We start from the raw sequence: 22,210 nt of genomic DNA on the forward strand, positions 1-22,210 counted from the left end.
CGGGGGATCAGAACAGTTCGTCGAACGACTCGACGCGGTAATCGCCGCGGACGCACCGGCCCCGGCGCTCGTGACCGACGCGTTCGACGTGGATCGCGTCGAGGCCCGCGTTCCAGGCCGCGCCGACGTCGCTGGCGCCGTCGCCCGCGAGGACACCCGTATGACCGTTCTCACCGACGCCGAGGTCGTCCATCACGCGGTAGACCGGGTTCGGGTCGGGTTTCCACCCCGTTTCGGGGGTACAACAGAGGCGGGCGTCGAACCAGTCGCGGATACCGAGATGGTCGAGCACCGGCTCGCAGAGGAACTCCTGACAGTGGGTCACCAGCCCCACGGGTTCCTCGAGGTCGGTGACGAACGCGGCGTCGTCGTGGAGATACGTCTGCTCGGCCCGCACCAGCGGATCCTCCTCGTCGTGGAAGGCGGTCCAGAACTCGTCGGGATCGAGGCCCCACTGCCGGAGCTGTCGATCCCGGGAACCGGTCAGTCCGCTCCAGAGGATGTCGGCTTCCTGGTCGGTGAACTCGTACTCGAGTCGCTCGCCGACCCGGTCGAACACGTCCCGGGTGTAGGACCACTCGACATCGACGAGCGTGCCGTCGAGATCGAGCAGCCAAAAGTCGTACTCGCCGTCCATCGGACACTGTGGTACGAGCGTCTCGAGTAAAGATGTATCGCCTGTTCGCACCCGAACACCGCGGCCCGTCGCAATCGGCGACGGGATCCGGGCACAAATATCACACTCAGTAGCGGTAAATCGCACGGCCGTCGAGATCGGCACTATCCACAATATATAACCAGGTGGTACCAGTCAATTATACTATGACGAACAACGGCGATAGTAGTCAAAACGGGACAGTGACTCCGACGGACGCGGTCGACGGCGGCGGATCCGATCTCGACAAATTCCTGCGGTTGCTGTGCGAACGGCGGCGGCGCTACGCACTGTACGTGATGCGTGAACGAAGTACTGAGGAACTGTCCGTCCTCGCGAGACGGATCGCCGCGGAACTGGACGGGACGACTCCCGACGCTGTCGACGAGACACACCGGAAAACGATCGAAACGATGCTCGTCCACGCCGATGTCCCGGCGCTGGCGGCCGCGGGCATCGTCTCGTACGATCGGCGAACCGAAACGCTGCGTCTCGAGGGCCTCCCGGAACCGCTCGAAGCGGTACTCGATGCGTGTGCGACGCCCGACGGTGTAGGCCCGGTGACAGGAGAGGGCGCGGGCGGGGCGCCGACCGATCAGGACTGAAACGAGCCGTCGCGGTGCCCGCGACCGAACCCGATGCGGTTCGGCGCTACTCGACCTCGGTATCCGTCACTCGGATGCTCGAGCCGAGATACTTCGAGAGCGCCTTCGACACGGTGTCGGCGTTAAAGAGGTCGAGGTCGTCGGCGATTGCGTCCTTCAGCGCCGCGAAGTACTCCTCGTCGACCTGTAGCTCGCGAAACGAGACGGACTCGACTGGCTCGCCGAGCCACTCCTCGGCGAGTTGGCGGCCGTAGTCGGCATCGCCCACCTCGCCGCGCCACAGCGTATCCCGGAAGAAGAGCCAGCCCTCCTCGCCCGGCTCCGGGGCCTCGCGAAAGACCGTGACGGTCGTCTCGGTCGTCGACGGCTCGAGCCGGACCCCGGACTCGTCGGCCTCGAGGCGAAGCTCGGCGCGGAAGACGTACCGGGCGTCCATCCTCAGGCGTCGCGCTCGGACTCGATCAGCTCGGCCATCTCGATGTCCTGCTCCGTGACGCCGCCCTCCTCGTGGGAGGTCAGTCGGATCTCGACTTCCTCGTAGCGGATGATGATCTCGGGGTGATGGAACTGCGCTTCGGCGATCTCGCCGACCATCTGGGCGAAGTTGACCCCACGGAGGTAGTCGTCGAACTCGTAGGCGCGAACGATCTCGTCGCCCTCCTGGGTCCACTCGTCGGGCAGTTGTGCGTCGATCTCGTCGTCGGACAGTAGGTCGGCCATAGTCGCTCGAACGGAAGCCAATCAGATAATGATTGTGCCACGGCGTATTGGCCGCGACGGGTCTCGAGACACCCGCGAGCGGATCGAATCGGGATTCGACGACCGTGACGACAACACTCGCGACAGACGATAACGCGCATCGCGACCGAATCGATAGCCGGAAGCGAGGTCCGGACGGCCGTGGCGCCGACAAGGACTTATCCACGAGCGGAGTACGTGCTGGCAGTGTAATGTGTGACCGGTCAGGCGACTGCGCGAACGACGAGACGTGCCAACTCGTTCTCAAAAACGAACACACCGGGATCGAGACGACCGAGTACTACTGCAAGGCACACCTCGTCCTCAGGATCTGGGAAGTCGAAGCCGACGATGCACTCGATATCGTCGACGCGACGAAGCTCTGGCACTAACCGTTAGTCGTCGTCGGTCGCCTCGAGCGGCGAGGCGGTGCCGGTGACCGGTGGGGCGACGGGGCCGTCGTCGCCGGCGAAATCGGGATCGAACAGCTGAAGGGCGGTGTTGATCGTACTCCAGTCGTCTTCGGCCGCCGCCTCGCGGAGGCTCTTGGTCGGCGGCGCGAGCAACTGGTTGACCAGCGCGTCGGCCATCGCCTCGACGACCTCCCGCTGTTCCGCGGAAAACTCATCGCCCTCGAGTCGCGACAGCGCCGTCTCGAGTTCGCGTTCCTTCATGCGCTCGGCGGATTCGTACATCGCGGCGATCACCTCGTCGGCGCGGGCGCGCTTGTACTGGTCACAGAGCAGGTCGAACTCGCGATCGACCATCGATTCGACCTCGCTTGCCGCGTCCGCGCGCTGTTCGCGGGTCTCCTGGGTGATCGACTCGAGGTCGTCCAGATCGTAGACAGCGACGGTCGAGAGGTCGCCGGCGGCCGGCTCGACGTCGCGGGGCTGTCCGAGGTCGACGACGACGCGGTTCGTCTCGGCGTCGGCGTCGGCGCCACCGTCGGTCGCGAGGTGGTCCGGTTCGAGGATCGGCTCCTCGCTGCCGGTCGCGGTGACGACGACGTCGGCGCCGCTGGCGACGGTGGAAAGCGCCTCCAGCGGGACCGCCTCGGCGTCGGCGTCGAGTTCGGTCGCGAGGTGTTCGGCGTGATCGACCGTCCGGTTCGCGACGACGATGTCCTCGACGCCGGCGTCGGCGAGGCTGCGGGCCGCGAGACGGCCCATCTCGCCGGCGCCGACGACGAGCGCGGTCGTCCCGCTGAGGGAGAGCTCCCGGTCGGCGAGTTTCGTCGCCGCCGACCCCAGCGAGACGACGCCCTCGTTGATCTCGGTCTCGGTGCGCGCCCGTTCGCCGACGTGGATCGCCTTCGTCACGGCGGTCTCGAGCATCTCGCCGATGCCGCCAGTCGTGCGGGCGTCCTCGTAGGCTCTCCGGACCTGCCCGAGGATCTGATCCTCGCCGAGGACGACCGACTCGAGGCCGGCCGCGACCGACAGCAGGTGGTGTAAGCTCTCGTCGTGGTCGCTGACGACGACCGCGTCGTCGTCGACCGCCGCGAAGAACTCCTCGAGTGCGGCCCGCCCGACGGCGGCGTCGGTGCCGACGACGTAGGCCTCGACCCGGTTGCACGTCGAGAGCACGTACGCTTCCTCGATCTCCGGCACCGAAAGCAGGTCGGCGACGGCCTCGCGTTGGCTCTCCGGACTCGCGGCCGCGAGGTCGTCGACGCTGCCGCTCTCGTGTGTTACTCGCGCAGCCGTGACGACTCCGGCCGAGATCACGGTCGATCACCCCTAGTATATAGCTCTTCGCCCAACACGTCCTCAATCACTTGACGGTAGTTGGAAGCACCGGTACGTAAAGCTGTCCAAAGGTCCGGAGAATTGACGATGTCGGTGACGATCGCTCGCCGTCGTTCGGGCGGGACGTCCCGCGATTTCAGTTCCGTCCGCAACTCGGCACAGACCCGCGCCATCTCCCCTGCGCCGGCGAGCGTCTCCTCGAGGTCCTGTCGGAGGTACTTGCTCAACGCGGGGGCGGTGCCGCCGGTCGCGATCGAGACGACGACGGGATCCTCGCGCACGGTCGCGGGAACGACGACGCTGCCGACGTCCCGCTCGCCAGATCGATCGGCACGGTTGACCAGCGCGCCGCGCGCTCGAGCCGCCTCCGCGACGGCCTCGTTGAGCGCCTCATCGTCGGTCGCGGCGACGACCAGCGCGGGATCGATTCGCTCGATCCAGTCGTCGACGGCGGCCGGATCGGGCGCGGCGCGAACCAGTTCGGCGCCGCCGAACTCTCGGTCGGCGAAGTCGGGGCTGACGACGACCACGTTGGCCTCGCGGGCGAACCGTCGGGCCTTCCGGGCGCCGACCCGACCACCGCCGAAGACGAGCACCGTGGCGCCCGTGAAATCGTGAAGAAGTGGGATCATTCTGGTATCGAACGCTCGTTCGTCATCCGTTACTCGGCCTCGGTGTTCGCATCGGCACGCTCGTCCAAACGAATGCCGGTTTTCTTCAATATTTGTGTGGAGTGCAAGGTATCCCAGTCGTCGGCAGTTACGTCCCAGTAGTCGTCCATCCGTTCCCGAACCTGTTCGATACGCTGCTGGCTCTCGGCCTCGCTACGGCCGTGGGTCATCGCGAAGAAGTTGTACGGCCAGACGCCCTCGTGGCGCGGACGCTCGTAACAGTGAGTGACGAAGGGCAGGGCGGCGATCTCGGGACCGACCTCCTCGACTCGGTCGTCGGGAACGCTCCAGACCGTCATCCCGTTCTCCGCGTAGCCCAGCGCGTAGTGGTTCGGCACGACGCCGATCCGCCGGATCTTCCCCTCTCGTTCGAACCGTTTGATCGTCTCAAGGACCCACTCGAGCTCCTGACCGATGGCGTCGGCGACGTCGGCGTACGGCGTCTCCGTGAGGGGGAGTCCGTCCTGAATCTCGAGGATCAGGTCGCGCTCGGCCGGCGAGAGCGTCTCGCTGTCGACCGGCGCCACGTCGGGGCCGAGGTCGGTACAGTCGACGCCGGCCCGTTCGGGATCGCCGTCGCCGTCTAACGGGCCGTCGACGTAGAACTTCGCCTCGACGCGGAACTCCTGCTGTTTGGGCAGGTTGTACGTCTCCTGCCCGGTTTCGTCTTCGATCTCCCCGAGGACTTCGTCGACGCGATCCTCATCAGCCACCGAGACGACGAACCAGACGTTCAGATGGGGGTGTTCGCGCTCGTAGTTGTGGGCCACCTCGCGGTGGGCGTTGACCTGCTCGACGATCTCGTCGAACCGATCCTCAGGGGCGTGCATGGCGACCAGCGTCGCTGCCCCGCCGATCTCCTGGGCGTTGACGAGCGGGCCGAACCGGGAGAGGACGCCGCGCTCGTCCAACTCGCTGATCGTCTCGAGCAACTCGTCCGCCGTGATGTCGACCCCGCGGTCGCGTATGGCGGCTGCGGCCGGTTCGAAGGGCCGTTCGGCGACGGGGAATCCGCCCTGATAGGCGTTGACGACCGCCCGCTTGCGCACCGTGAGGTCGACGTCAGTGGTCATACGCGGCACTCCGGACTACCGAACTATAAGGACCTCGGAGACGTGCTCCTCGAGACGACTCGGACCCGCTCGAGGGTCCCGTACGGAGGCAACAGCTGTTCGAAAATCGCCGCGTCGGCTCGGTCCCGCTACTCGTCGCCTCGAACGCCGGTAACCTCGTGGCCGAGCTCGCGGATATCCTCGAGAATCGCCTCGTGGTCCGCCGTCGCCCGGTAGTAGATGACGATGTCGAAGCTCCCCTCCCGAAGCAGCTGCTGGCACTCCCAGACGAACTCCTCGTCGTCCAAGGTCAGCCCCTGGTGTTGGTTCGAGGAGAAATCGGGGTCGTCGTTCCCCGAGTAGACGTAGCAGTCCTCGGGATCGTACTCCGAGCGCTCGGCGATGATATCGCCGACGTCGAGGGTCGCCTGCATCATCTTGACGTCTTCCTGACCGTCGTAGTCGGTGCGGACGATCGCCCCGTTGAGATCGATCTCGCCGGGCTCGAGCAGTGCCTTGGTCCGCTGGTAGAGGTCGTCGTCGATCGCGTCTGCCATTGTTCGAACTGAGCGGGGCCGAACGGATAGCGGTCACGATTTTCTCGAGGGCTTGCGTTCTCATGCTGCTAGATGGCACGCAAGACACATAGGGATAGAAGACCTTTACTCCGGTAATGAAGCGGTGGCTCCGTGAACGCGTCGACGCTGCCTACGAGGGGTTGCTCTCGCGGGAGATTTCCGGCGCACCGACCCACGTCGCAGTGATTCAAGACGGGAACCGACGGTACGCCCGCAGCAACGGCGACGACGCTCCCGAGGGCCACCGCGAAGGTGCACAGACGACCGAACGGGTCCTCGAGTGGTGCCAGGAGATCGGCGTCGAGGAGCTGACGCTGTACACGTTCTCGACGGAGAACTTCAACCGTCCCGACGAGCAAAACGAGGCGCTGTTCGATCTGCTCTGCGAGAAACTCCACGAGTTCGCGGACGCCGACCGCGTACACGAGAACGGGGTCTGTATCCGGGCGATCGGCGAGACGGAGATGCTCCCCGACCGGGTACAACACGCCATCGAATACGCCGAACGCCGTACGCAGGAGTACGACCGATTCGTGCTCAACATCGCGCTCGCGTACGGCGGTCGGTCGCGGCTGCTCGAGGCCGCCCGCGGGGTCGCCGAGGACGTCGAGCGGGGCAACCTCGACCCAGCGGAAATCGACGTCGAGGACATCGAACGTCGACTTTACGACCGCCCGATCCGGGATGTCGACCTCATCATCCGACCCGCCGGCGAGGAGCGGACCTCGAACTTCCTGCCGTGGCACGCCAACGGCAACGAGGCGGCCGTCTTCTTCTGTACGCCCTATTGGCCGGAGTTCTCCAAGACGGACTTCCTGCGGGGGATCCGAACCTACGAGCACCGCGCCGAGTCCTGGCGACGGAACCGCGCTCGGCGGGCGCTGGCCCTACTGGGCGCCGTCAGCGACGCCGAACTCGCGGAGGCGAAGTCGGTCGTCGAGCGGTTCCGCGACTCGCTACCGACCGCCGAACAGCCCGATCCGGAGGAGTTAGAAACGAGCCAAAACGAGCAGGGCGACGGCATCGACTCGAACAGTCGGGCCGCCGACTGATCGGCTGCGACCGCCGACGCACTCGCAGTCGCAATAGGGAGCCGCCGCGACCCCAAAAATTTTACCGATATGTGTGGAAAAATAATAACCATGGTAGTAGCTGGCAGCGTCGTCGACATCGAGCGGCTCGCACAAGTGACGAATTGCTCGATAGAGGCGGCTGCAACCCTGCTCGGGAGTTCGCGGACGCGGATCGCGCTTCGAGTGCTGTCGCGGTGTGACCCGCCGGTCTCGCTCGATCGACTGGCGGCCGACGTCGCCGCGGTCGACGACGAGCGAACCCGGATGGCGGTCCGCATCACGCTCGTTCACGCGACGCTGCCGAAACTCGAGGACTACGGGCTGCTCGAGTACGATCTCCGATCCGGAACCGTCCATCTGTCGGGCCCCCTCGTCGCCCTCGAGGAACCGCTGGGAACGCTGCCGGACGGCGACGACCGCGAGTCGAGCGACGTCCGTGACCGGCGCCGTTAGCGGCCGAACCGACGTGAGCGGTTACAATATTCCCGGACGGCCCGCAGGAAGTCCCGCTTGCGGAAGTCCCGCCAGTTGACGTCCGTGAAGTACAGCTCCGAGTAGACCGACTGCCAGATCATGAAATCCGAGAGCCGCTCGGCGCCGGTCTTGATCACGAGGTCGGGCTCGGAGGGGAACACGAGGTGATTCTCGACCCGCTCGTCGTCGATCTCCTCGGGCGCCAGTTGTCCGTCCTCGACGTGTTCCGCGAGCGTCCGGACCGCGCTGGTGAACTCGTGTTTCCCGCCGAGACCGATTCCGATGCGAATGGGCGCTTCCGCCGGCGTCCGATCATCGGGACCGCGGACGGCCACTTCGCGGGGCGCCTCGAGGGTCTCGAGTTCGCGTCGCAGGGCCGGTACCGCCGCGGCGTCGAGGACGCTGACGTAGACGGTCACCTGGGTGGCGTACTCGAAGGCCCACGCGAAGAAGTCCGTCAGCGTCCCGTAAGCGTCCCGCTCGAGGAGGTCGCGCTCGGTGATGACGAGCGCGATGTGATCGGGGAATTCGCCGTCGTGGCGACGGATGCGGAGGCTGAGATACTGTTCGTACAGACCCACGGCAGTGAGTTTCCCGTCCGATCCCATACCGGTTTCGGGTTTTCGCGGGTAGCGATTCCTCGTCCCGGCCGGCGATCGACCCGCCTGTAGCCGACCGGTCGGTCATCCGAACGGAGAGGTTCCGACGCAACACCCCGGTGAGGCGGGGTAGAACGGCCACAGCGAAGTTCACGAAGCTTCAAGTGAACGCCACAGAAAGGACTCGGTATCGTGACAGCACCTGTTCGGCGAGCAGGCGTGTTTGCAGCCCTCTGTACGCTCGCACTCGCCGTTCCGCTCGGCAACCCGCATGTCGGGGCTGTGATCGCCGCCGTCGCAGCCCTCGGGGCGCTCGCCGTGACCGACGGGCCGCTCTTCGAACTGCTGGCCTATCCGAGCGACTACGAAGCGGGGCGCCTCTACGGCATCGTCACGCTCGTGCTCGCGGGGACCACGCTCGGCCTCATCGCGGTCACGACGTCGATGTCGATCGCGGTTTTCGTCGGGACCGTCCTGCTGGTCGGGTACGGCAACCTCGCCGAGCAACTCGCCCACCAGTGGACCGACCGCGACGTCGTCCACACGGCGGCCTTCTGCGTCGTCGCGACCGTCGCCGCCGTCGTCGGCCAGTCGGTGGCGCGCTCGATCGCCGACGGCGCCGCCTTCGAGTCGCTTTCGGCGGCGCTGCCGACGATGCTCTTCCTCGGGGCGAGCGGCGCGTTGCTGGCGTCGCTGCTCCGGGACATCCTGTTCGCGAACGACGATCCCGTCGTCATGCTCACCGTCGGCCTCCTCGGCTGGCTGCTCGCGGAGCTCGAGCCGGCGCTGGCCCTCTCCGGGGGCGAGATCGTCGCCGCGCTCGCGATCACCGTCGCATTCGGCTACCTCTCCTACGCCCTCGAGACGGCCTCGATCGCGGGGATGCTCACCGGGATCCTGCTGGGGCTGTTGACGATCGTCCTTGGCGGCTACGGCTGGTTCGCCGTCCTCATCTCCTTTTTCGCTATCGGCGGCCTCTCCTCGAAGTACCGCTACGAAGAGAAGGCTGAACGCGGCGTCGCCGAGGATAACAACGGCGCCCGGGGCAGCGGGAACGTCCTCGGTAACGCCGCCGTCGCGCTCGGGGCCGTTCTGGGATACGCGGCCAGTTCGGCGACGCTGTTGCCCGGCAATCCAGAACCGAGCCTATTTCTGTTCGCCTTCGCCGGTTCCGTCGCCACGGCGATGAGCGACACCCTCTCGAGCGAAATCGGCAGCGTCTTCGAGACGCCGCGGTTGATCACCACCCTCGAGCCCGTCGAACCCGGCACCGACGGCGGGGTCACCTGGCAGGGCGAGATCGCCGGCGTCGTGGGCGCGACCGTCGTCGCCGGCATCTCCTACGGTCTCTTTGACGCGGTCGCGACCGTCGGCGCGGCGATCATCATCGCCGCCGGCGTCGTCGGCATGACCGTCGACAGCCTGCTGGGTGCGACCCTCGAGGGACGAGTGCTTGGCAACCAGAGCGTCAACTTCCTCGCGACGCTCTCGGGCGCGCTGGTCTGTGCGCTGCTGGTCCTGTCGTTTGCCGTGCTCGGCTAAGAAGAACACCGATCGACAAGGGTCGCGAAAACGAGACGCGTTCCGTCCGCCCGACTGCGGTGGCCGGCCTCAGTCGTCGGCGGTGGGGAACGAGCGCTCGGCGGTTTTCCCGGTCGATGCCTCGAGGTCGTCGAGCCGATCGTCGGGAACGATGCGATCGAGTCGGTCGTCGGTGCGCGCCTGCCTGGTGGCGCTGGCAGCGGTCGCCCAGAAGGTCGTGAGCATCCAGACGCCGAGCAACGCGAGCGCCGCTGTTACCGGCGGTGTCATTACCGCTCGCTCGGCGCTCTCGGCTTATCAATTACTCGACCGAGTCCCGCTCGCTGGGAGTCGCGCGAGCGCCGCGTTAACAGCCGCAGGAGTCGCCACAGCCACGGCCGCCAGTCGACCGTCGAATCCACAGGTAGAGGCCGCTCCCGACGACGACGGCGCCGCTCCCGACCAGCAGTCTGGAGACGGTGCCGACGACCGGAACCGCGACGGGCTCCGGCGACACGAGCGTGCCGATACCGAGCCCGACGACGACGGCCGCGAGGAACTTCCCGATCCAGAGTGCAGAGACTGACTCGAGCGCTGCTGTCTCCATCTTCTCCGAATTGTCATTCAGTAGCACCTTCAGTCTTGGGAGACGAGACAGACGACTCGAGAATCGGGATCGAATCGGGACTCGAGGGCGACCAGGGCGCCCCGACGGCGGCTGCTACTCCGTGTTCGGCGGTTCGTCCGCGATCTCGTCGATCGCGTGGATCTGAACGGCGGTCGGTCGCTTAGTGAACTGCCCCAGCGAGTGCGCGACGATCCGCTCGACGCCGCGGTCCGCCGCGAGGTCGAGCAGCCGCTGGTCGAGGATCTCGTCGAGGACGATCGTCGTCGGGGCCGTCTCGAGTCCCTCGAGGGAGTCGTAGGCCTCGCTCGCGTCGGCCTCGTCGACGGTGTCGCCGTCGGCGTCGAGAAAGCGGACGCGGCCGGTGTTCCGCCGGACGATCGCCGTCGCGTGGCCGTAAACGGTCTCGGGTTCGGCGTCGCTGGTAACGTCTTCGACTATCGCGTCGGAACCGGTTTCGGCCGAGGCCGACGCGTCTGAGACGTCGTCGCGGACGGCACCGTCGTCGACGGTTTCATCCCTGCCGTCCGTGTCGCCGGTCGGCGCCGAGGGGCTCGCTGTCTCGGGCGGCGACGTCACGGGACCGTCGATCGCCTGCGACGAGTCGTCGGCGTCGCGGTCGGTCGACGACTCGGTCGGCGCCGGGGCCGGGGTCGAACTGCCGTCGGTCGCGGCGACGGCCTCGCGGGGCTCGTTCATCCCCGAGACGGTATCGTAGGGGACCTTGTTCCGCAGGGCGGTGAACAGCTGGTGGTGGTCGAGATCCTCAACGGACTCGCCGGCCGGCGCGAACGCGACGTAGTCGACGTCGCCGACCTGGGACAGCTCCTCGAGGATGAGGTCACCGCCCCGATCACCGTCGAGGAAGGCCGTGACCGTACGGTGGTGGGTCAGTTCGGCCACCGCGTCGGGGACGTTGGTCCCTTCGACCGCGATGGCGTTTTTGACGCCGTATTTGAGAAGAGTGAGGACGTCGGCACGGCCCTCGACGACGATGATCGCGTCGCTGTCGGTGACACGGGGACCCGCGGGGAGGCCCTCGTACTCGGTGATGTCCTCGACGCGGACGTGCTGGCGGACCTCCGCGAGGATCTCCTCGGAGGACATGACGCTGTCGTCGAACCCCGTCTGGAGCAGTTCCTTCGCGCGGTCGACGACCGCCTTGCGCTTGGCGGCGCGGACGTCCTCGATTTCGGTTACCTCGAGGTCGGCCCGGCAGGGGCCGACCCGGTCGATCGTCTCGAGGGCGGCGGCGAGCGTCGCGGTCTCGACCTTGTCGAGGCTGGTCGCGATGGTGAGGTGGCCCCGAGACTGGCCGCCCGTGCTGACGATTTCGACGTCGATGCGTCCGACTTTCTGCGACTGGCGGAGGTCGCGGAGATCGAGTTCGTCGCCGAGTAGGCCTTCGGTCTGACCGAAGATCGCGCCGACGACGTCGCTCCGCTCGACGACGCCCTCGGCCGTAACATCGGCGTGGATGAGATATTTCGACGTGTCTTCCATAGATCTGTCCTCGCTGCGCGGTCCCACGGTCGGGATCGCGATCGGTTTATGTAGGTTTTGGATCGTGACGGGGAAATAGCTGTTGACCTTGCAGAACGCCGAGGGTCGAATCGGCCGCCGGCGGAGGTCGACTGACCCGGCGATCGGAATGTCCTCGAGTCGCCTCGAGCGGGACTCAGTACGTCGGGCGGTACCAGTACCAGTAGGCCGTGACGGCGAGCAACATGAGCAGGCCACCGAGGAAGAAGAGCAGTCCCGGCGGCGCGACGTCGAAGATCGCGTCGGCCACGTCTGCGGCACCGTCGGCCGCCGCGTCGACGGTCTCGTTGTCGGTCGCGTTCTCGGTCGTCCCGTTGCCGTCGGGGCTCGGCGCGCTGTCGCCGCCAGTCTCATTGCTGGCGATTCCGATGTCGTCCGACTGCTCCTCGGCGGCTCCCGTTCCGCCGCCGTCCCCGCCTGCGTCCGCTCGGTCGCCGCTCGTTTCGCTGCCGTTCGGTCCGTCGCCTTCGTCCCCGGCAGCGCCCGTCGGCGCCGTCTCGGCGGGCGCGGACTCCGTCACCGACTCGGCCCATCGCGTGAGGGAGTACTGGACGAACAGGCCGCCGGCGGCGAGTAGCGCGACCCCGCCAACGAACCGCGAGAGGGCCTCGCGAAGCCGGCTGGCCGTCGAGTCGTCGCTCGTGACGATCAGCGGCCCGTCGGTCGTCGCGTAGACGCTCATCTCGTTGCCCCGCGAGGAGTACCAGGTGTCGACGACCTCGACGAGCCCCGCCTCCTCCAAGTTCTCGAGGTGGTAGCGGACGTTCTGGATCGAGGAGTCGATGGCCTCGGCGACGTCGCTGGGCGTCGCGGGCTCCTCGTCGAGGCGCGCGTAGATCCGGCGGGCCGTCGTCGAGGAGAGCGCGCTGAACACCGCGTCGGCGTCTTCACCCTCGAGACCGACGATGCGCGGCTGGCCCTCGGTTTCGGCGGGTTCGGAGCGAAACGGGAACAGCCGGGCCATGTGGTTCGCTTCGTACTCGCGCGGCGATTACTATACGTTTTGTCCTGTCTGAAAGAGCGATTTTACCTTCGGATAACCAGTGACTTGCGCTGTCAAAGAGCGATTTGAGTCTGAAACGGTCGGCGGAGAGCGCTCTCGAGGAGTCGATAACGAAACGTCTTCAATCGCGACGGTTGAAGGGAAACTGTTACCAACGTCGGGCCGAACACCCGGATATGCGTCGACTGCAACTCCTGGGGTGGATCACGGTCGGGACCAGCCTCTGTGCGCTGGCGGTCCCGTGGTTCCTCTGGGGCGATTCGACGGTCGTCGCCGGCCTGCCGCTGTGGCTCTGGTGGCACGTCGGCTGGATGTGGCTCGCGTCCGTCGTCTTCTGGACATTCGCTCAGCGGGCATGGGGTATCGGCATCGAACCCGGGCGCGAGGGCGACTCGAGCGACGCGAGCGGGTCGGAACCTTCGGGTCTCGAGCACGGAAATCGCTCGTCGCGGCCGGCAACGGGAGGTGACCGGCCGTGAGCGTCGCCTTACAGCTTGGGATCATCGTCGGCTACCTGCTGCTGGCGTTGGCGGTCGGACTGGTCGCCTACCGACTGACCGACCGGACGGCGGAGGACTTCTACCTAGCGAGTCGGACGCTGGGAACGGTCGTCCTGCTCTTTACGACCTTCGCGACGCTGCTGTCGGCGTTTACCTTCTTCGCCGGTCCGAACATCGCCTACGCGCAGGGTCCCGAGTGGATCCTCGTCATGGGGCTAATGGACGGGATCATCTTCGCCGTCCTCTGGTATGTCATCGGCTACAAGCAGTGGCTGCTCGGCCGCCAGTACGGCTACGTCACGCTCGGCGAGATGCTCGGCGACCGCTTCGGGTCGAAACGACTCCGCGGGCTGATCGCCGGTATCAGTTTGTTGTACCTTTTCCCGTACGTGATGCTCCAGCAGGTCGGCGCCGGGACCGCCCTCGAGGCGCTCACCGAAGGCGCCGTTCCCTATGCCGCCGGTTCAGGGCTGATCACCGCGTTCATGATCCTCTATGTCGTCGTCGCCGGGATGCGCGGGATCGCCTGGACTGACACCCTGCAGGGTGCGTTCATGCTCGTCACGACGTGGGTCGCGACGATCTGGGTGCTCGCCGCCGTCGGCGGTCCCGGCGCCGCGACCGAAGCGATCGCCTCGAGCGAGGCGACGAGCGGGTTCCTCTCGCTGGGTAGCGCCTACTACACGCCCCAGTGGATGCTCTCGACGGCGATCACGATCGGCTTCGGCGTCGCGATGTTCCCGCAGGTCAATCAGCGCTTTTTCGCCGCGGGCTCGAAGACGGTGCTCAAACGCTCGTTCGCCCTCTGGCCGATCCTCTGCGTTCTGCTGTTCGTCCCCTCGTTCATGCTCGGCGCGTGGGCCGCCGGCCTCGAGTTGACGGTGCCGGAGGGCGGTAACGTGCTCCCAATCGTGCTCGCCGAGTACACGCCCGTCTGGTTCGCTGCGCTCGTCATTGCCGGCGCGATGGCGGCGATGATGTCCTCTTCGGACTCGATGCTGCTGTCGGGCTCGTCCTATTTCACGCGGGACCTATGTCGCCCGATCCTCGCGTTCTTCGGACGGGCGCTCTCCGAGCGAGGCGAGGATCTGATCGCCCGCATCGGCGTCGTGGTCTTCGCCAGTGCGGCCTTCCTCGCGAGCCTCTGGAACCCCGCGACGCTGTTCGAACTCGGCGACGCCGCCTTCAGCGGGTTCGCACAGCTCGCCCTCCCCGTACTCGTGGCTCTCTACTGGCGCCGGACGACTCGAGCCGGGATCACCGCCGGAATCCTCGCCAGTCAGACGTTCTACCTCTTATGTCTCTTTCTCTCGGTCGTTCCCAGCAGTTACGCCGGCTGGACGGCCGGCATCGTCGGCATGGGCGTCGGACTGCTCGTCACCGTCGCCGTCTCGCTGGTGACGACGCCCGCGGCCGCCGAGCGGCGGGCGCTCTATTTCGAGCGGCTGGGTGCGGACTGAACGGCCGTCCGTCCGCCCGACCCCGTCGCAACTGGTTTCTCGTGACTCCCTTGCCACTGGCACCGGGATTTTGTAGTTCGTCGCCCTGGGTACGCGCATGGACCTCGAACTCGACGGGAACAGCGCACTGGTGACGGCCTCCTCGAGCGGGCTCGGCTTCGCGAGCGCCGAGACCCTCGCCGCGGAGGGCGCGAACGTGATGATCTGCGGGCGCGACGAGGAGCGCCTCGAGGAGGCCCGCGAGAAACTCGCCGACACGGGCGACGGCGAGGTCCGGGCGACGCCGACCGACCTCACGGACCCCGACGAGGTCTCCCATCTCGTCAGCGAGACGGTCGACGCCTTCGGCGGGATTGACCACCTCGTCACCTCCTCGGGCGGCCCGCCGAGCACCACCTTCCTCGAGACCGACGAACAGGACTGGTACCAGGCCTACGACCTGCTGGTGATGAGCGTCGTCTGGACGATCGAGAACGCCCACGAGCACCTCCTCGAGTCCGAACACGGCACGATCACCTGCATCACGTCCCGGACGGTCCGCGAGGTAGCCGACGGCCTCCTGCTGTCGAACTCCGTACGCCGGGGCGTGATCGGCCTCGTCAAGACCGTCTCGCGGGAGTTCGCACCCGAAATTCGCGCGAACGCGGTTCTCCCGGGAACGATCGAGACGCCCCGTATCGAGGAGCTCATCGAGGCGAACATCGAGCGCGGTGTCTACGAGGACTACGAGGAGGGGCTAGCGGACATGTCGAGCGACATCCCGATGGACCGCCTCGGCGAGCCCCGCGAACTGGGCGACGTCGTGGCGCTGCTCTCGAGTCCTCGCGGGAGTTTCGTCAACGGTGTCGCGCTCCCGATCGACGGCGGGCTGTTGCGGAGCTAGTCGTACCCGACAGCGTTCGACCGTTTCCGAACGGGTTTCAACAGCCTGGGAGATGTAGGCTATTCAGTGGCGTGCGCTGTCGAGAGTCTGAGTGATAGCGAAGACTCTCGACGAAACTGCGCGAGGGATGAGCGAACGACTGAAAGGAGTGAGCGTTAGCGCGGGACCGCTGGTCCCGCGAACCATCCGAACGGGTGCTTCGCACCCGTGAGGAGAAATCAGTTGGGGAGGGTGTGGCAATCCCCGTTGCCAGAATCAGCAGACCACTCGTGTTCGTTCCCACTCTCGAGTCGAGGGCATTTCCTGTTCTTCGGAGCGCTCCGTTCGCCATTCTCACCGCCGAGTCCGTAGCATCGATCGACGGCTGGATACGAGGAATTGTGAGAGGCTTCTTGCGATGGGAGTCGTCGCCGAATTCGTCACTCGAACCGCGCCTCGAGCAGCCGTTCGACGTACTTCGCGAGCACGTCGACCTCGAGGTGGACCCGATCGCCGACCGATTTCTCGGAGAGCGTCGTGAGGTCGTAGGTCGTCGGGATGATGGCGACGGTCACCCGACCTGCGGCCTCGGCGGCTTCACCGCCTCGGTCTCGTTGCGTCTTCGACGCAACGCCTTCGTCTAGGTCGGCGACGGTGAGACTGATCCCGTCGAGCGTGATCGACCCCTTCTCGACGACGTACTTCGCGTACCCCTCGGGCAGTTCGAACTCGAAGAACCAGTCCTCTTCTACGGACTCGATTTCCGTCACCGTCGCGACCGCGTCGACGTGGCCCTGGACGACGTGGCCGTCGAACCGGCCGTCGGCCGGCATCGCTCGCTCGAGGTTGACGACGTCCCCCTCCTCGAGGGTCCCCAGATAGGTCCGCTCGACCGTCTCGGTCGCGAGGAAGACCTCGAACCACGTGCCCGTCTCGAAGCGTTCGACCGTTAGGCAGACGCCGCTGACGCTGATGCTCTGGCCGTGCTCGAGGCCCGTCGCGACCTCGTCGGCGCCGATGCGGAGTCGGAGGCCGTCGTCGGTCCGCTCGCGGGCGACGATCTCGCCGGTCTCCTCGACGATTCCCGTGAACATACTCGAAGGTCCGAGTCGACGGATAAAGCCGTTCCGAACTCGGAACTCGTTCCAGTTCTGTGGCGACTCGAGGGTCGCCGGCGGCAGTGACGGAGTCGCCGCGCTTTTGACCGCATCGTTCGTACGCCGGGGTAATGGCCGGTATCATCGACACGATCAAACTCGCGGGGACGCTCGTCTTCGCGCTTCCCGCTGCCATGGCCGGGATCCAGTTCCTGATCGACGGGAACACGCTCGTCGGCGTGACCCTGCTCACCCTCGCGGTGTTACTCGTCGTCGTCCAGCACTGGCTGACCATGCCGTCGGACATCCCGGAACTGGCCGTCAAACGGGTCGTCGGATCGATCGCCAGCGACCCGGAAGCCGAGTCGGACGACGACCGCGACGTGGTGGACGTCACTCCCGAAGACGAACGACGATAGTGGCTAACCACCGATAGTTATCTCGTTCGAGCGGCTATCGAACGGGTAGATGAGCGACCTCGTCATCGGACTCATCCACGCGGTCAATCTCCTCATCGAGGGCGTCCTGCGCGTTTACGATCGAATAACTGACTCGGAAGCGGACGCGAACAACGAGGCAGGCGACGAGCGCTCGACGGCTGACGCCGACGGCGACCACTGAGCGTTTCGGAGGCCGCTACTCCTCACTCCTCCAGCAACGCCCGCGGCTCGAGCGAGCGCGACGGCGCCGCCAGATAGGTCGCCCGCTCCCCGGGATCGCCTCTCTCGAGGAGGTCGCCGATCCGCAGCCAGCGGTCGCCGTCGACCCGCACCGCCGACTCGAGTCGCACGACACTTCCGGGCTCGATCTCGTCGCCGCCCGCGAGCGGTCGCTCTCGGGGCTCGAGCCCGACGCCGCCGACCCGCGTCACGACAGCGTCGGGGTCCTCGAAGCCAAACGCGCGGACCTCGGCCTCGAGGTCGGCCTCGACGGCGGTGACCGACTCGGCGTCGGCGGTCAGCATCGCCGCCGCGGAGCGAAACGACTGGGTCGCGCCGACGTGGGCCCGCCGCTCCCGACCGCCGTCGCCGTCGACGACGAGCGTACGGACGAGACCCCCGTGGTAGCCGTCCGGACCGCGAGGCGCTGTCTCGAGGACGATCGGCTCGGCGGGGCGGAGCGGTTCGTCGGCTGCGTCGGCGCTGCCAGCGGCGACGGTTGCGTCGCGACTCGAGGGCGCGTGTCCGGGATCGGGATTGATGACGGTGTTGCCCGCGGGAAACGCGCCCGCTGCCACGATGCTCTCGTCGATTACCCTCCGGAGCCGGGCCGGGGTCACGGCGTCGCCGTCGGCCACGAGGTGGCCGTCGTCGACCGTCGCGTCCGCGAGCAGCGCGGCCGCGCGGCGGATTCCGGCGCCCGCGGCGGTCTGCGCGGCGGCAATCCGCTCGCGTTCGGCCGGCGTCTTCGCCGCGCGAGCGCGTTCGAGGACGTCTGTCGAGGCCGGTTCGAAGCCGGCTTCCTCGAGGTAAAGCGCGGCGTCGTGGGGGAGCCGCGCCGGTGTCAGAACCGTTCCGGAAGCGACGCGATCGGCGAGTTGCGAGGCGAGCGCTCGAGCGGGATGGGTCGACGCGTCGGCGGCCGTGGCCGCGTGCCACTCGCGGTCGTCACCGTCGAACGCGACGGCTGTGAGCAGTTGATTCCGCTCGGCCGGCGGCTGGTCTTCGAGTTCCTCGAGATCCTCGAGCGCCACCTGGCAGTACCTGAGTCCCGGATCGCGCGGAAAACCGACGTGAACGAACGCGACGGCGTCGCGTCGCTCGAGGGTGTCGGCGAGACGCGACTCGAGGCGTTCGGCGACGCTGCCGACGGGGGCCCCGGCAGTGTCGACCGCGTCGTTCGCGGTCGAGTCGGCGTCGGTCACGGCGCTTCGGCTTCGACCTCGTTGTCGTCGGCCTCGGCGTCCTGGGGTTGCTGGGCCTGCTCGATCAGGTCCTCGAGGGGCATATCGGTCAGCCGGTTGTTGAGCAGGACGTCGATCGGCAGCGTCGGCGCGCCGTCGACTAAGTTCTCGAGGAGGACGAGCCGTTCCCGGGCCCGGGACATGCCGACGTAGAAGACGCGTCGTTCGTTGTCGGTCAGGACGGGAACCGGCGACGTGTTCTTGGTGAACTCCTCGCAGCCGGGGACGTCCTCGGGGTCGTCGACGGTCGCGACCATCTGCTCGACGACCTTCTCGGTGAGGTCGGTGCCGACGATGACGTGGTCGGCCTCGCGACCCTTCGCGGAGTGGATGGTGCCGACGCGGACGCGGTCGGTCTCCATCCTGAGGTACTCGCCAATCGCGAAGTACGACCGGACGCTCTTCTTCTGGAAGTTGGTGACCTTCCGAACCATGTCGGCCGCCGAGGCGGGACCGGGCATGAACGGCACGTGGTCCGCGACGACGTCGGCGGGGATCATGAGCTCCGCTAAGTCGTCGATGCCGGCCTCCTCCTGGCGGTCGTCGATGGTGTCGAAGAGGTCGTCGCGCTCGTTGGTTCCGAACGCCGACTCCTGGAGCATGTCGGCGAGCCGCCGAGCCTGCAGGCCAGTGACGTCCCTGCCTTCGTCGATGGCTTCGACGGCGCGGACGTACTGGGTGAGTCGGTCGGTCCACATCCGCTGGTCGGTCAGCGACGTGAACGGCACGCCCTCGGTGATGAACTCGTCGATGAACTGGAACATCTGGTAGCGCGCCCGGAACAGGATCATGACGGTGCCGTCGGTCTGGTCGAGCGTCCGCCGGACGTTCCGGACGACGTCGAGCATCGACGCGTTCGCTCGCGCCTCGACGGCCCCGCCCTCCTTGCGGGGCTTTAGGTCCTTGTCCTGGCGGGTCTCGATGTGGCGAATCTCCTTGTTGACTGCGTTGAGGACGTTCGAGGGGAGTCGGTAGGAGTTAGGGAGAATGACGTCCTCGTCGACCTGCTCGTCGAGCAAGAGCGCAGGGTCGGCGCCCTGCCAGGAGTAGACGACCTGGTCGTCGTCGCCGGCGATCAGCACCTGCCGCATGTGGGGTTTCCACTCCTCGTAGACGTCGTACTGCAGCGTGGTGATGTCCTGGAACTCGTCGATCACCAGGAAGTCGACGCTCGGAAGCAGGGAGCGCTGTGCGACCCGCTCGAGCATATCTGCGAAGCCGATCTTGCCCTCCTCGCCCTTGTAGGAGCGCCAGGCGCGGATCGCCTCGGGGACGTCGATCCGGTCGTCGTCGCTGGGCCAGGTCGGGGTGTACTTGTTGCCCTCCTGGGCGTTGGGATCGATTTCGGGCGGCAGTCGCACTTCTTCGTCGTTCCACTGGAAGGGGACGTCGTACCAGTCAGTGACGTCCCGTCGGGTCCGCTGGAGCCACTGGCTGGTCGCGATGACCTTGTTTCCGATCGTCGTCGACCGGGCGGTTCGGCGACCGGCGCCCGAGTACTCGTCCTCGTACTCGATGCCGTACTCCTCGCAGAACTCTTCCTTGTCGGACTCGCCGATGACGTCGCTTCGAGAGAGGTCCAGCAGTTCGTAGGCCTTCGCGTGCATCGTACAGACGTTGCCCTGCAGTGCGCGGGGGCTCTCGCCGAGTCGCTCGGCCAGTCGCTCGCGAACCTCCTGTGCTGCCGCTCGCGTGTACGAGACGACGAGGATATCCCGGAAGGTTACACCCTCCTCTTCGAGGATCTCTTCGACGTGGTCGAGCAGGGCAGTAGTCTTCCCGCTGCCCGGACCACCGAACAACCGGGTCACCTTCGTCTCCGTGGTAGCCATTATCCCTGTTCAGGGTCGCAATACCCATAAGTCACGTGGGTTTTCGTCGGCAAAAATCGACGGCCGTTCGACGACGGAAACGGATCGATACCGACGGTTAGGGGTTCCGCGGAGAGCGGGCGGTTCGCACGTCGGCCCCGTCGCGGATCTTGTCCTGACAGTCGGGACAGACCCGCGGATCGTCGACGTCACGCGGCGTGAACACGCGTGCGTAGGCATCCGTTACGAACGCGCCGCAGTTCTGGCATTCCGGCATTGTTCTCAGCGAACTATAGGGTAACCATACGTTATAGTTGTATCGCATATTATGCGTTGAAATTACGGACAGACAGATGCCTAATTCTCCGTCTTCGAGTCGGCGAACGCTGCTCCGTTCGGTTCGGCGGACGCGAAAAAACGAGCGACGCGGAGTCGCGTTACGGCGTCGGTTCCCACCCGCAGACGGTACAGGCCGTAGCGGCCGTGTCGTGCAGGCCGCCACACTCGGGGCACTGCTTCTTGTTATACTCCTGCTCCCACCCGACTCGTTCTACGGTGTGACCGCGGTCCGAGAGGAATTGGTCGATGACGTCGTCACCGCCGTCATTGGGTGAGGTTGCCATAAGTGTGTCAATGGCTGCCACAGTATTAAACGATTGGGTTGGCCCCCACATCTGCCTCGAACGCCGAACACCATTGGCGACCCGATGACGGGGTCGCCCCTCCGGTCGACTCGAGCGGTGTTCCAGCGTCGCCGGCACGACCCGCGGACTTTTCTCGGTCTCGGCCCAACTAGCTCCCATGAGCGACCTGCGCCTCGATGCGACCCAACTCGATCGCTACTCGAGACACGTCATCATGGACGAGATCGGGCCCGAGGGCCAACAACGGCTGCTCGAGGCCAGCGTCCTCGTCGTCGGGGCGGGCGGTCTGGGCTCACCGGCGATCCAGTACCTCGCGGCGGCGGGGGTCGGCCGGCTGGGGATCGTCGACGACGACGTTGTCGAGCGGTCGAACCTGCAGCGCCAGATCGTCCACGGCGACGCCGACGTCGGCCGCCCGAAAGTCGAGAGCGCCGCCGACTACGTCGACGCGCTGAACCCGGACATCGACGTTGAGACCTACGAGACCCGCATCACGGCCGACAATGTCGGCGAACTCGTCGCCGGCTACGACGTCGTCTTAGACGCCAGCGACAACTTCGGCACCCGGTACCTGCTCAACGATCACTGCGTCCTCACCGAGACGCCGCTCTCCCACGGCGCGATCTACCGCTTCGAGGGGCAGGTCACGACGTTCACGAACGAGCGCGGGGGAGAAGGGGACTCTCCGCCCTGCTACCGCTGTATCTTCCCCGAGGCACCCGAACCGGGCACCGTCCCCGACTGCGCCACGACCGGCGTCCTCGGCGTCCTGCCCGGCACCGTCGGCTGCATTCAGGCTACCGAGGTCGTCAAGTACATCCTCGGAAAGGGGGAGCTCCTCGAGGGGCGCCTGCTCATGTACGACGCGATGGACATGAGCTTCGAGGAGGTGCCGATCCAGTCGAATCCGACCTGTCCGGTCTGCGGCGACGAGCCCAAGATCGAGTCGGTCGAGGACGTCAGCTACGAGGGGAGCTGCGAGATTTCCGCGGATTGAACGGACACACCGACCTGATCTCTGCTCCGATTACTCCAGCCTGAGAACC

At 66.4% G+C, this 22,210-nt stretch carries 28 protein-coding genes; 11 read left to right on the forward strand and 17 right to left on the reverse strand.

The window, feature by feature from the left end; translation table 11 throughout:
- Nucleotides 1–7: 7 nt before the first annotated feature.
- Nucleotides 8–637, reverse strand: a complete 630-nt coding sequence (locus tag EH209_RS06935) for an HAD family hydrolase (RefSeq protein ID WP_126662156.1) — start codon at nucleotides 635–637, stop codon at nucleotides 8–10.
- Between the two features lie 185 nt (nucleotides 638–822).
- On the opposite strand from EH209_RS06935, the gene EH209_RS06940 reads away from it, so the two are divergent.
- Complete coding sequence (locus EH209_RS06940) at nucleotides 823–1,260, forward strand: DUF7344 domain-containing protein (RefSeq protein WP_126662157.1); 438 nt, start codon at nucleotides 823–825, stop codon at nucleotides 1,258–1,260.
- Between the two features lie 46 nt (nucleotides 1,261–1,306).
- Here EH209_RS06940 and lwrS read toward each other — a convergent pair whose 3' ends face one another.
- Nucleotides 1,307–1,696: an LWR-salt protein gene (lwrS, locus tag EH209_RS06945; RefSeq protein ID WP_126662158.1), complete on the reverse strand. Its 390-nt coding sequence runs from the start codon at nucleotides 1,694–1,696 to the stop codon at nucleotides 1,307–1,309.
- 2 nt (nucleotides 1,697–1,698) lie between these two features.
- Nucleotides 1,699–1,980 (reverse strand): 4a-hydroxytetrahydrobiopterin dehydratase, encoded by a 282-nt coding sequence (locus EH209_RS06950; RefSeq protein ID WP_008893857.1) that lies wholly within the window; start codon nucleotides 1,978–1,980, stop codon nucleotides 1,699–1,701.
- Nucleotides 1,981–2,210: 230 nt separating this feature from the next.
- Here EH209_RS06950 and EH209_RS06955 point away from each other — a divergent pair, with 230 nt between their 5' ends.
- The gene (locus EH209_RS06955; protein WP_008893856.1) at nucleotides 2,211–2,390 is read left to right on the forward strand and encodes a hypothetical protein; all 180 of its coding nucleotides are present in this window, start codon (nucleotides 2,211–2,213) and stop codon (nucleotides 2,388–2,390) included.
- A 3-nt stretch (nucleotides 2,391–2,393) separates the two neighbouring features.
- Here the strand turns inward: EH209_RS06955 and hemA are convergent, their stop codons facing one another.
- The 4 genes from hemA to EH209_RS06975 all read right to left on the reverse strand — a co-directional run bounded on the left by hemA (nucleotide 2,394) and on the right by EH209_RS06975 (nucleotide 6,029).
- On the reverse strand, nucleotides 2,394–3,728 hold the full coding sequence (gene hemA / locus EH209_RS06960; protein WP_126662159.1) for a glutamyl-tRNA reductase: 1,335 nt from the start codon (nucleotides 3,726–3,728) through the stop codon (nucleotides 2,394–2,396).
- Nucleotides 3,725–4,381, reverse strand: coding sequence for a precorrin-2 dehydrogenase/sirohydrochlorin ferrochelatase family protein (locus EH209_RS06965; RefSeq protein ID WP_126662160.1), 657 nt, complete (start codon nucleotides 4,379–4,381; stop codon nucleotides 3,725–3,727). Before EH209_RS06965 ends, hemA begins: the two co-directional genes overlap by 4 nt.
- A 29-nt stretch (nucleotides 4,382–4,410) precedes the next feature.
- Nucleotides 4,411–5,493 carry a siroheme decarboxylase subunit beta gene (ahbB, locus tag EH209_RS06970; protein WP_126662161.1) on the reverse strand — a complete coding sequence of 361 codons (1,083 nt, stop codon included), beginning with the start codon at nucleotides 5,491–5,493 and terminating at the stop codon, nucleotides 4,411–4,413.
- Nucleotides 5,494–5,621: 128 nt separating this feature from the next.
- Entirely contained in the window at nucleotides 5,622–6,029 is a 408-nt protein-coding gene (locus EH209_RS06975; protein ID WP_126662162.1) for a DUF5778 family protein, read from the reverse strand.
- A 116-nt stretch (nucleotides 6,030–6,145) separates the two neighbouring features.
- On the opposite strand from EH209_RS06975, the gene uppS reads away from it, so the two are divergent.
- Nucleotides 6,146–7,102, forward strand: coding sequence for a polyprenyl diphosphate synthase (uppS, locus tag EH209_RS06980; protein ID WP_126662163.1), 957 nt, complete (start codon nucleotides 6,146–6,148; stop codon nucleotides 7,100–7,102).
- Nucleotides 7,103–7,192: 90 nt separating this feature from the next.
- Entirely contained in the window at nucleotides 7,193–7,576 is a 384-nt protein-coding gene (locus tag EH209_RS06985; RefSeq protein ID WP_126662164.1) for a DUF7344 domain-containing protein, read from the forward strand.
- On the opposite strand, the gene EH209_RS06990 is transcribed toward EH209_RS06985, so the two are convergent.
- Nucleotides 7,573–8,178 carry an undecaprenyl diphosphate synthase family protein gene (locus EH209_RS06990; RefSeq protein ID WP_126662165.1) on the reverse strand — a complete coding sequence of 202 codons (606 nt, stop codon included), beginning with the start codon at nucleotides 8,176–8,178 and terminating at the stop codon, nucleotides 7,573–7,575. The genes EH209_RS06985 and EH209_RS06990 overlap by 4 nt on opposite strands.
- A gap of 210 nt (nucleotides 8,179–8,388) precedes the next feature.
- Here EH209_RS06990 and EH209_RS06995 point away from each other — a divergent pair, with 210 nt between their 5' ends.
- Nucleotides 8,389–9,738 (forward strand): DUF92 domain-containing protein, encoded by a 1,350-nt coding sequence (locus EH209_RS06995; RefSeq protein ID WP_126662166.1) that lies wholly within the window; start codon nucleotides 8,389–8,391, stop codon nucleotides 9,736–9,738.
- Nucleotides 9,739–9,807: 69 nt separating this feature from the next.
- Here EH209_RS06995 and EH209_RS07000 read toward each other — a convergent pair whose 3' ends face one another.
- The 4 genes from EH209_RS07000 to EH209_RS07015 all read right to left on the reverse strand — a co-directional run bounded on the left by EH209_RS07000 (nucleotide 9,808) and on the right by EH209_RS07015 (nucleotide 12,848).
- The gene (locus tag EH209_RS07000; RefSeq protein WP_126662167.1) at nucleotides 9,808–10,008 is read right to left on the reverse strand and encodes a hypothetical protein; all 201 of its coding nucleotides are present in this window, start codon (nucleotides 10,006–10,008) and stop codon (nucleotides 9,808–9,810) included.
- 76 nt (nucleotides 10,009–10,084) lie between these two features.
- On the reverse strand, nucleotides 10,085–10,324 hold the full coding sequence (locus EH209_RS07005) for a hypothetical protein (RefSeq protein ID WP_126662168.1): 240 nt from the start codon (nucleotides 10,322–10,324) through the stop codon (nucleotides 10,085–10,087).
- 114 nt (nucleotides 10,325–10,438) lie between these two features.
- Nucleotides 10,439–11,845: a DNA primase DnaG gene (gene dnaG, locus EH209_RS07010; RefSeq protein ID WP_126662169.1), complete on the reverse strand. Its 1,407-nt coding sequence runs from the start codon at nucleotides 11,843–11,845 to the stop codon at nucleotides 10,439–10,441.
- Nucleotides 11,846–12,020: 175 nt separating this feature from the next.
- Complete coding sequence (locus EH209_RS07015) at nucleotides 12,021–12,848, reverse strand: ArsR/SmtB family transcription factor (protein WP_126662170.1); 828 nt, start codon at nucleotides 12,846–12,848, stop codon at nucleotides 12,021–12,023.
- A 215-nt stretch (nucleotides 12,849–13,063) separates the two neighbouring features.
- Between EH209_RS07015 and EH209_RS07020 the strand changes: the two genes are divergently transcribed.
- From EH209_RS07020 to EH209_RS07030, 3 genes are all read left to right on the forward strand, one after another.
- A complete protein-coding gene (locus EH209_RS07020) occupies nucleotides 13,064–13,366 on the forward strand; it encodes a DUF3311 domain-containing protein (protein WP_126662171.1) in 303 nt (100 codons plus the stop codon).
- Nucleotides 13,363–14,847: a sodium:solute symporter family protein gene (locus EH209_RS07025; protein WP_126662172.1), complete on the forward strand. Its 1,485-nt coding sequence runs from the start codon at nucleotides 13,363–13,365 to the stop codon at nucleotides 14,845–14,847. The genes EH209_RS07020 and EH209_RS07025 overlap by 4 nt, the downstream gene beginning before the upstream one ends.
- A 97-nt stretch (nucleotides 14,848–14,944) precedes the next feature.
- Nucleotides 14,945–15,730 carry an SDR family oxidoreductase gene (locus EH209_RS07030; RefSeq protein ID WP_126662173.1) on the forward strand — a complete coding sequence of 262 codons (786 nt, stop codon included), beginning with the start codon at nucleotides 14,945–14,947 and terminating at the stop codon, nucleotides 15,728–15,730.
- A gap of 419 nt (nucleotides 15,731–16,149) precedes the next feature.
- Here EH209_RS07030 and EH209_RS07035 read toward each other — a convergent pair whose 3' ends face one another.
- On the reverse strand, nucleotides 16,150–16,803 hold the full coding sequence (locus tag EH209_RS07035) for a riboflavin synthase (RefSeq protein ID WP_126662174.1): 654 nt from the start codon (nucleotides 16,801–16,803) through the stop codon (nucleotides 16,150–16,152).
- A gap of 134 nt (nucleotides 16,804–16,937) precedes the next feature.
- Between EH209_RS07035 and EH209_RS07040 the strand changes: the two genes are divergently transcribed.
- Both EH209_RS07040 and EH209_RS23950 read left to right on the forward strand, forming a co-directional pair.
- The gene (locus EH209_RS07040; RefSeq protein WP_126662175.1) at nucleotides 16,938–17,225 is read left to right on the forward strand and encodes a DUF7533 family protein; all 288 of its coding nucleotides are present in this window, start codon (nucleotides 16,938–16,940) and stop codon (nucleotides 17,223–17,225) included.
- 49 nt (nucleotides 17,226–17,274) lie between these two features.
- Complete coding sequence (locus EH209_RS23950; RefSeq protein ID WP_164722008.1) at nucleotides 17,275–17,427, forward strand: hypothetical protein; 153 nt, start codon at nucleotides 17,275–17,277, stop codon at nucleotides 17,425–17,427.
- Nucleotides 17,428–17,449: 22 nt separating this feature from the next.
- Here the strand turns inward: EH209_RS23950 and EH209_RS07045 are convergent, their stop codons facing one another.
- From EH209_RS07045 to EH209_RS07055, 4 genes are all read right to left on the reverse strand, one after another.
- Nucleotides 17,450–18,670 (reverse strand): M24 family metallopeptidase, encoded by a 1,221-nt coding sequence (locus EH209_RS07045; protein ID WP_126662176.1) that lies wholly within the window; start codon nucleotides 18,668–18,670, stop codon nucleotides 17,450–17,452.
- Nucleotides 18,667–20,541, reverse strand: a complete 1,875-nt coding sequence (locus EH209_RS07050; protein ID WP_126662177.1) for a UvrD-helicase domain-containing protein — start codon at nucleotides 20,539–20,541, stop codon at nucleotides 18,667–18,669. The genes EH209_RS07045 and EH209_RS07050 overlap by 4 nt, the downstream gene beginning before the upstream one ends.
- A 97-nt stretch (nucleotides 20,542–20,638) precedes the next feature.
- Nucleotides 20,639–20,797 carry a DUF7563 family protein gene (locus EH209_RS23955; protein WP_007260282.1) on the reverse strand — a complete coding sequence of 53 codons (159 nt, stop codon included), beginning with the start codon at nucleotides 20,795–20,797 and terminating at the stop codon, nucleotides 20,639–20,641.
- A 160-nt stretch (nucleotides 20,798–20,957) separates the two neighbouring features.
- A complete protein-coding gene (locus tag EH209_RS07055; protein ID WP_126662178.1) occupies nucleotides 20,958–21,143 on the reverse strand; it encodes an HVO_0416 family zinc finger protein in 186 nt (61 codons plus the stop codon).
- Nucleotides 21,144–21,321: 178 nt separating this feature from the next.
- Here EH209_RS07055 and ubaA point away from each other — a divergent pair, with 178 nt between their 5' ends.
- Nucleotides 21,322–22,161 carry an SAMP-activating enzyme E1 gene (gene ubaA / locus EH209_RS07060; protein ID WP_126662179.1) on the forward strand — a complete coding sequence of 280 codons (840 nt, stop codon included), beginning with the start codon at nucleotides 21,322–21,324 and terminating at the stop codon, nucleotides 22,159–22,161.
- Nucleotides 22,162–22,210 lie beyond the last annotated feature (49 nt).

The sequence above is a fragment of the Haloterrigena salifodinae genome (assembly GCF_003977755.1).
Classification (GTDB): domain Archaea; phylum Halobacteriota; class Halobacteria; order Halobacteriales; family Natrialbaceae; genus Haloterrigena; species Haloterrigena salifodinae.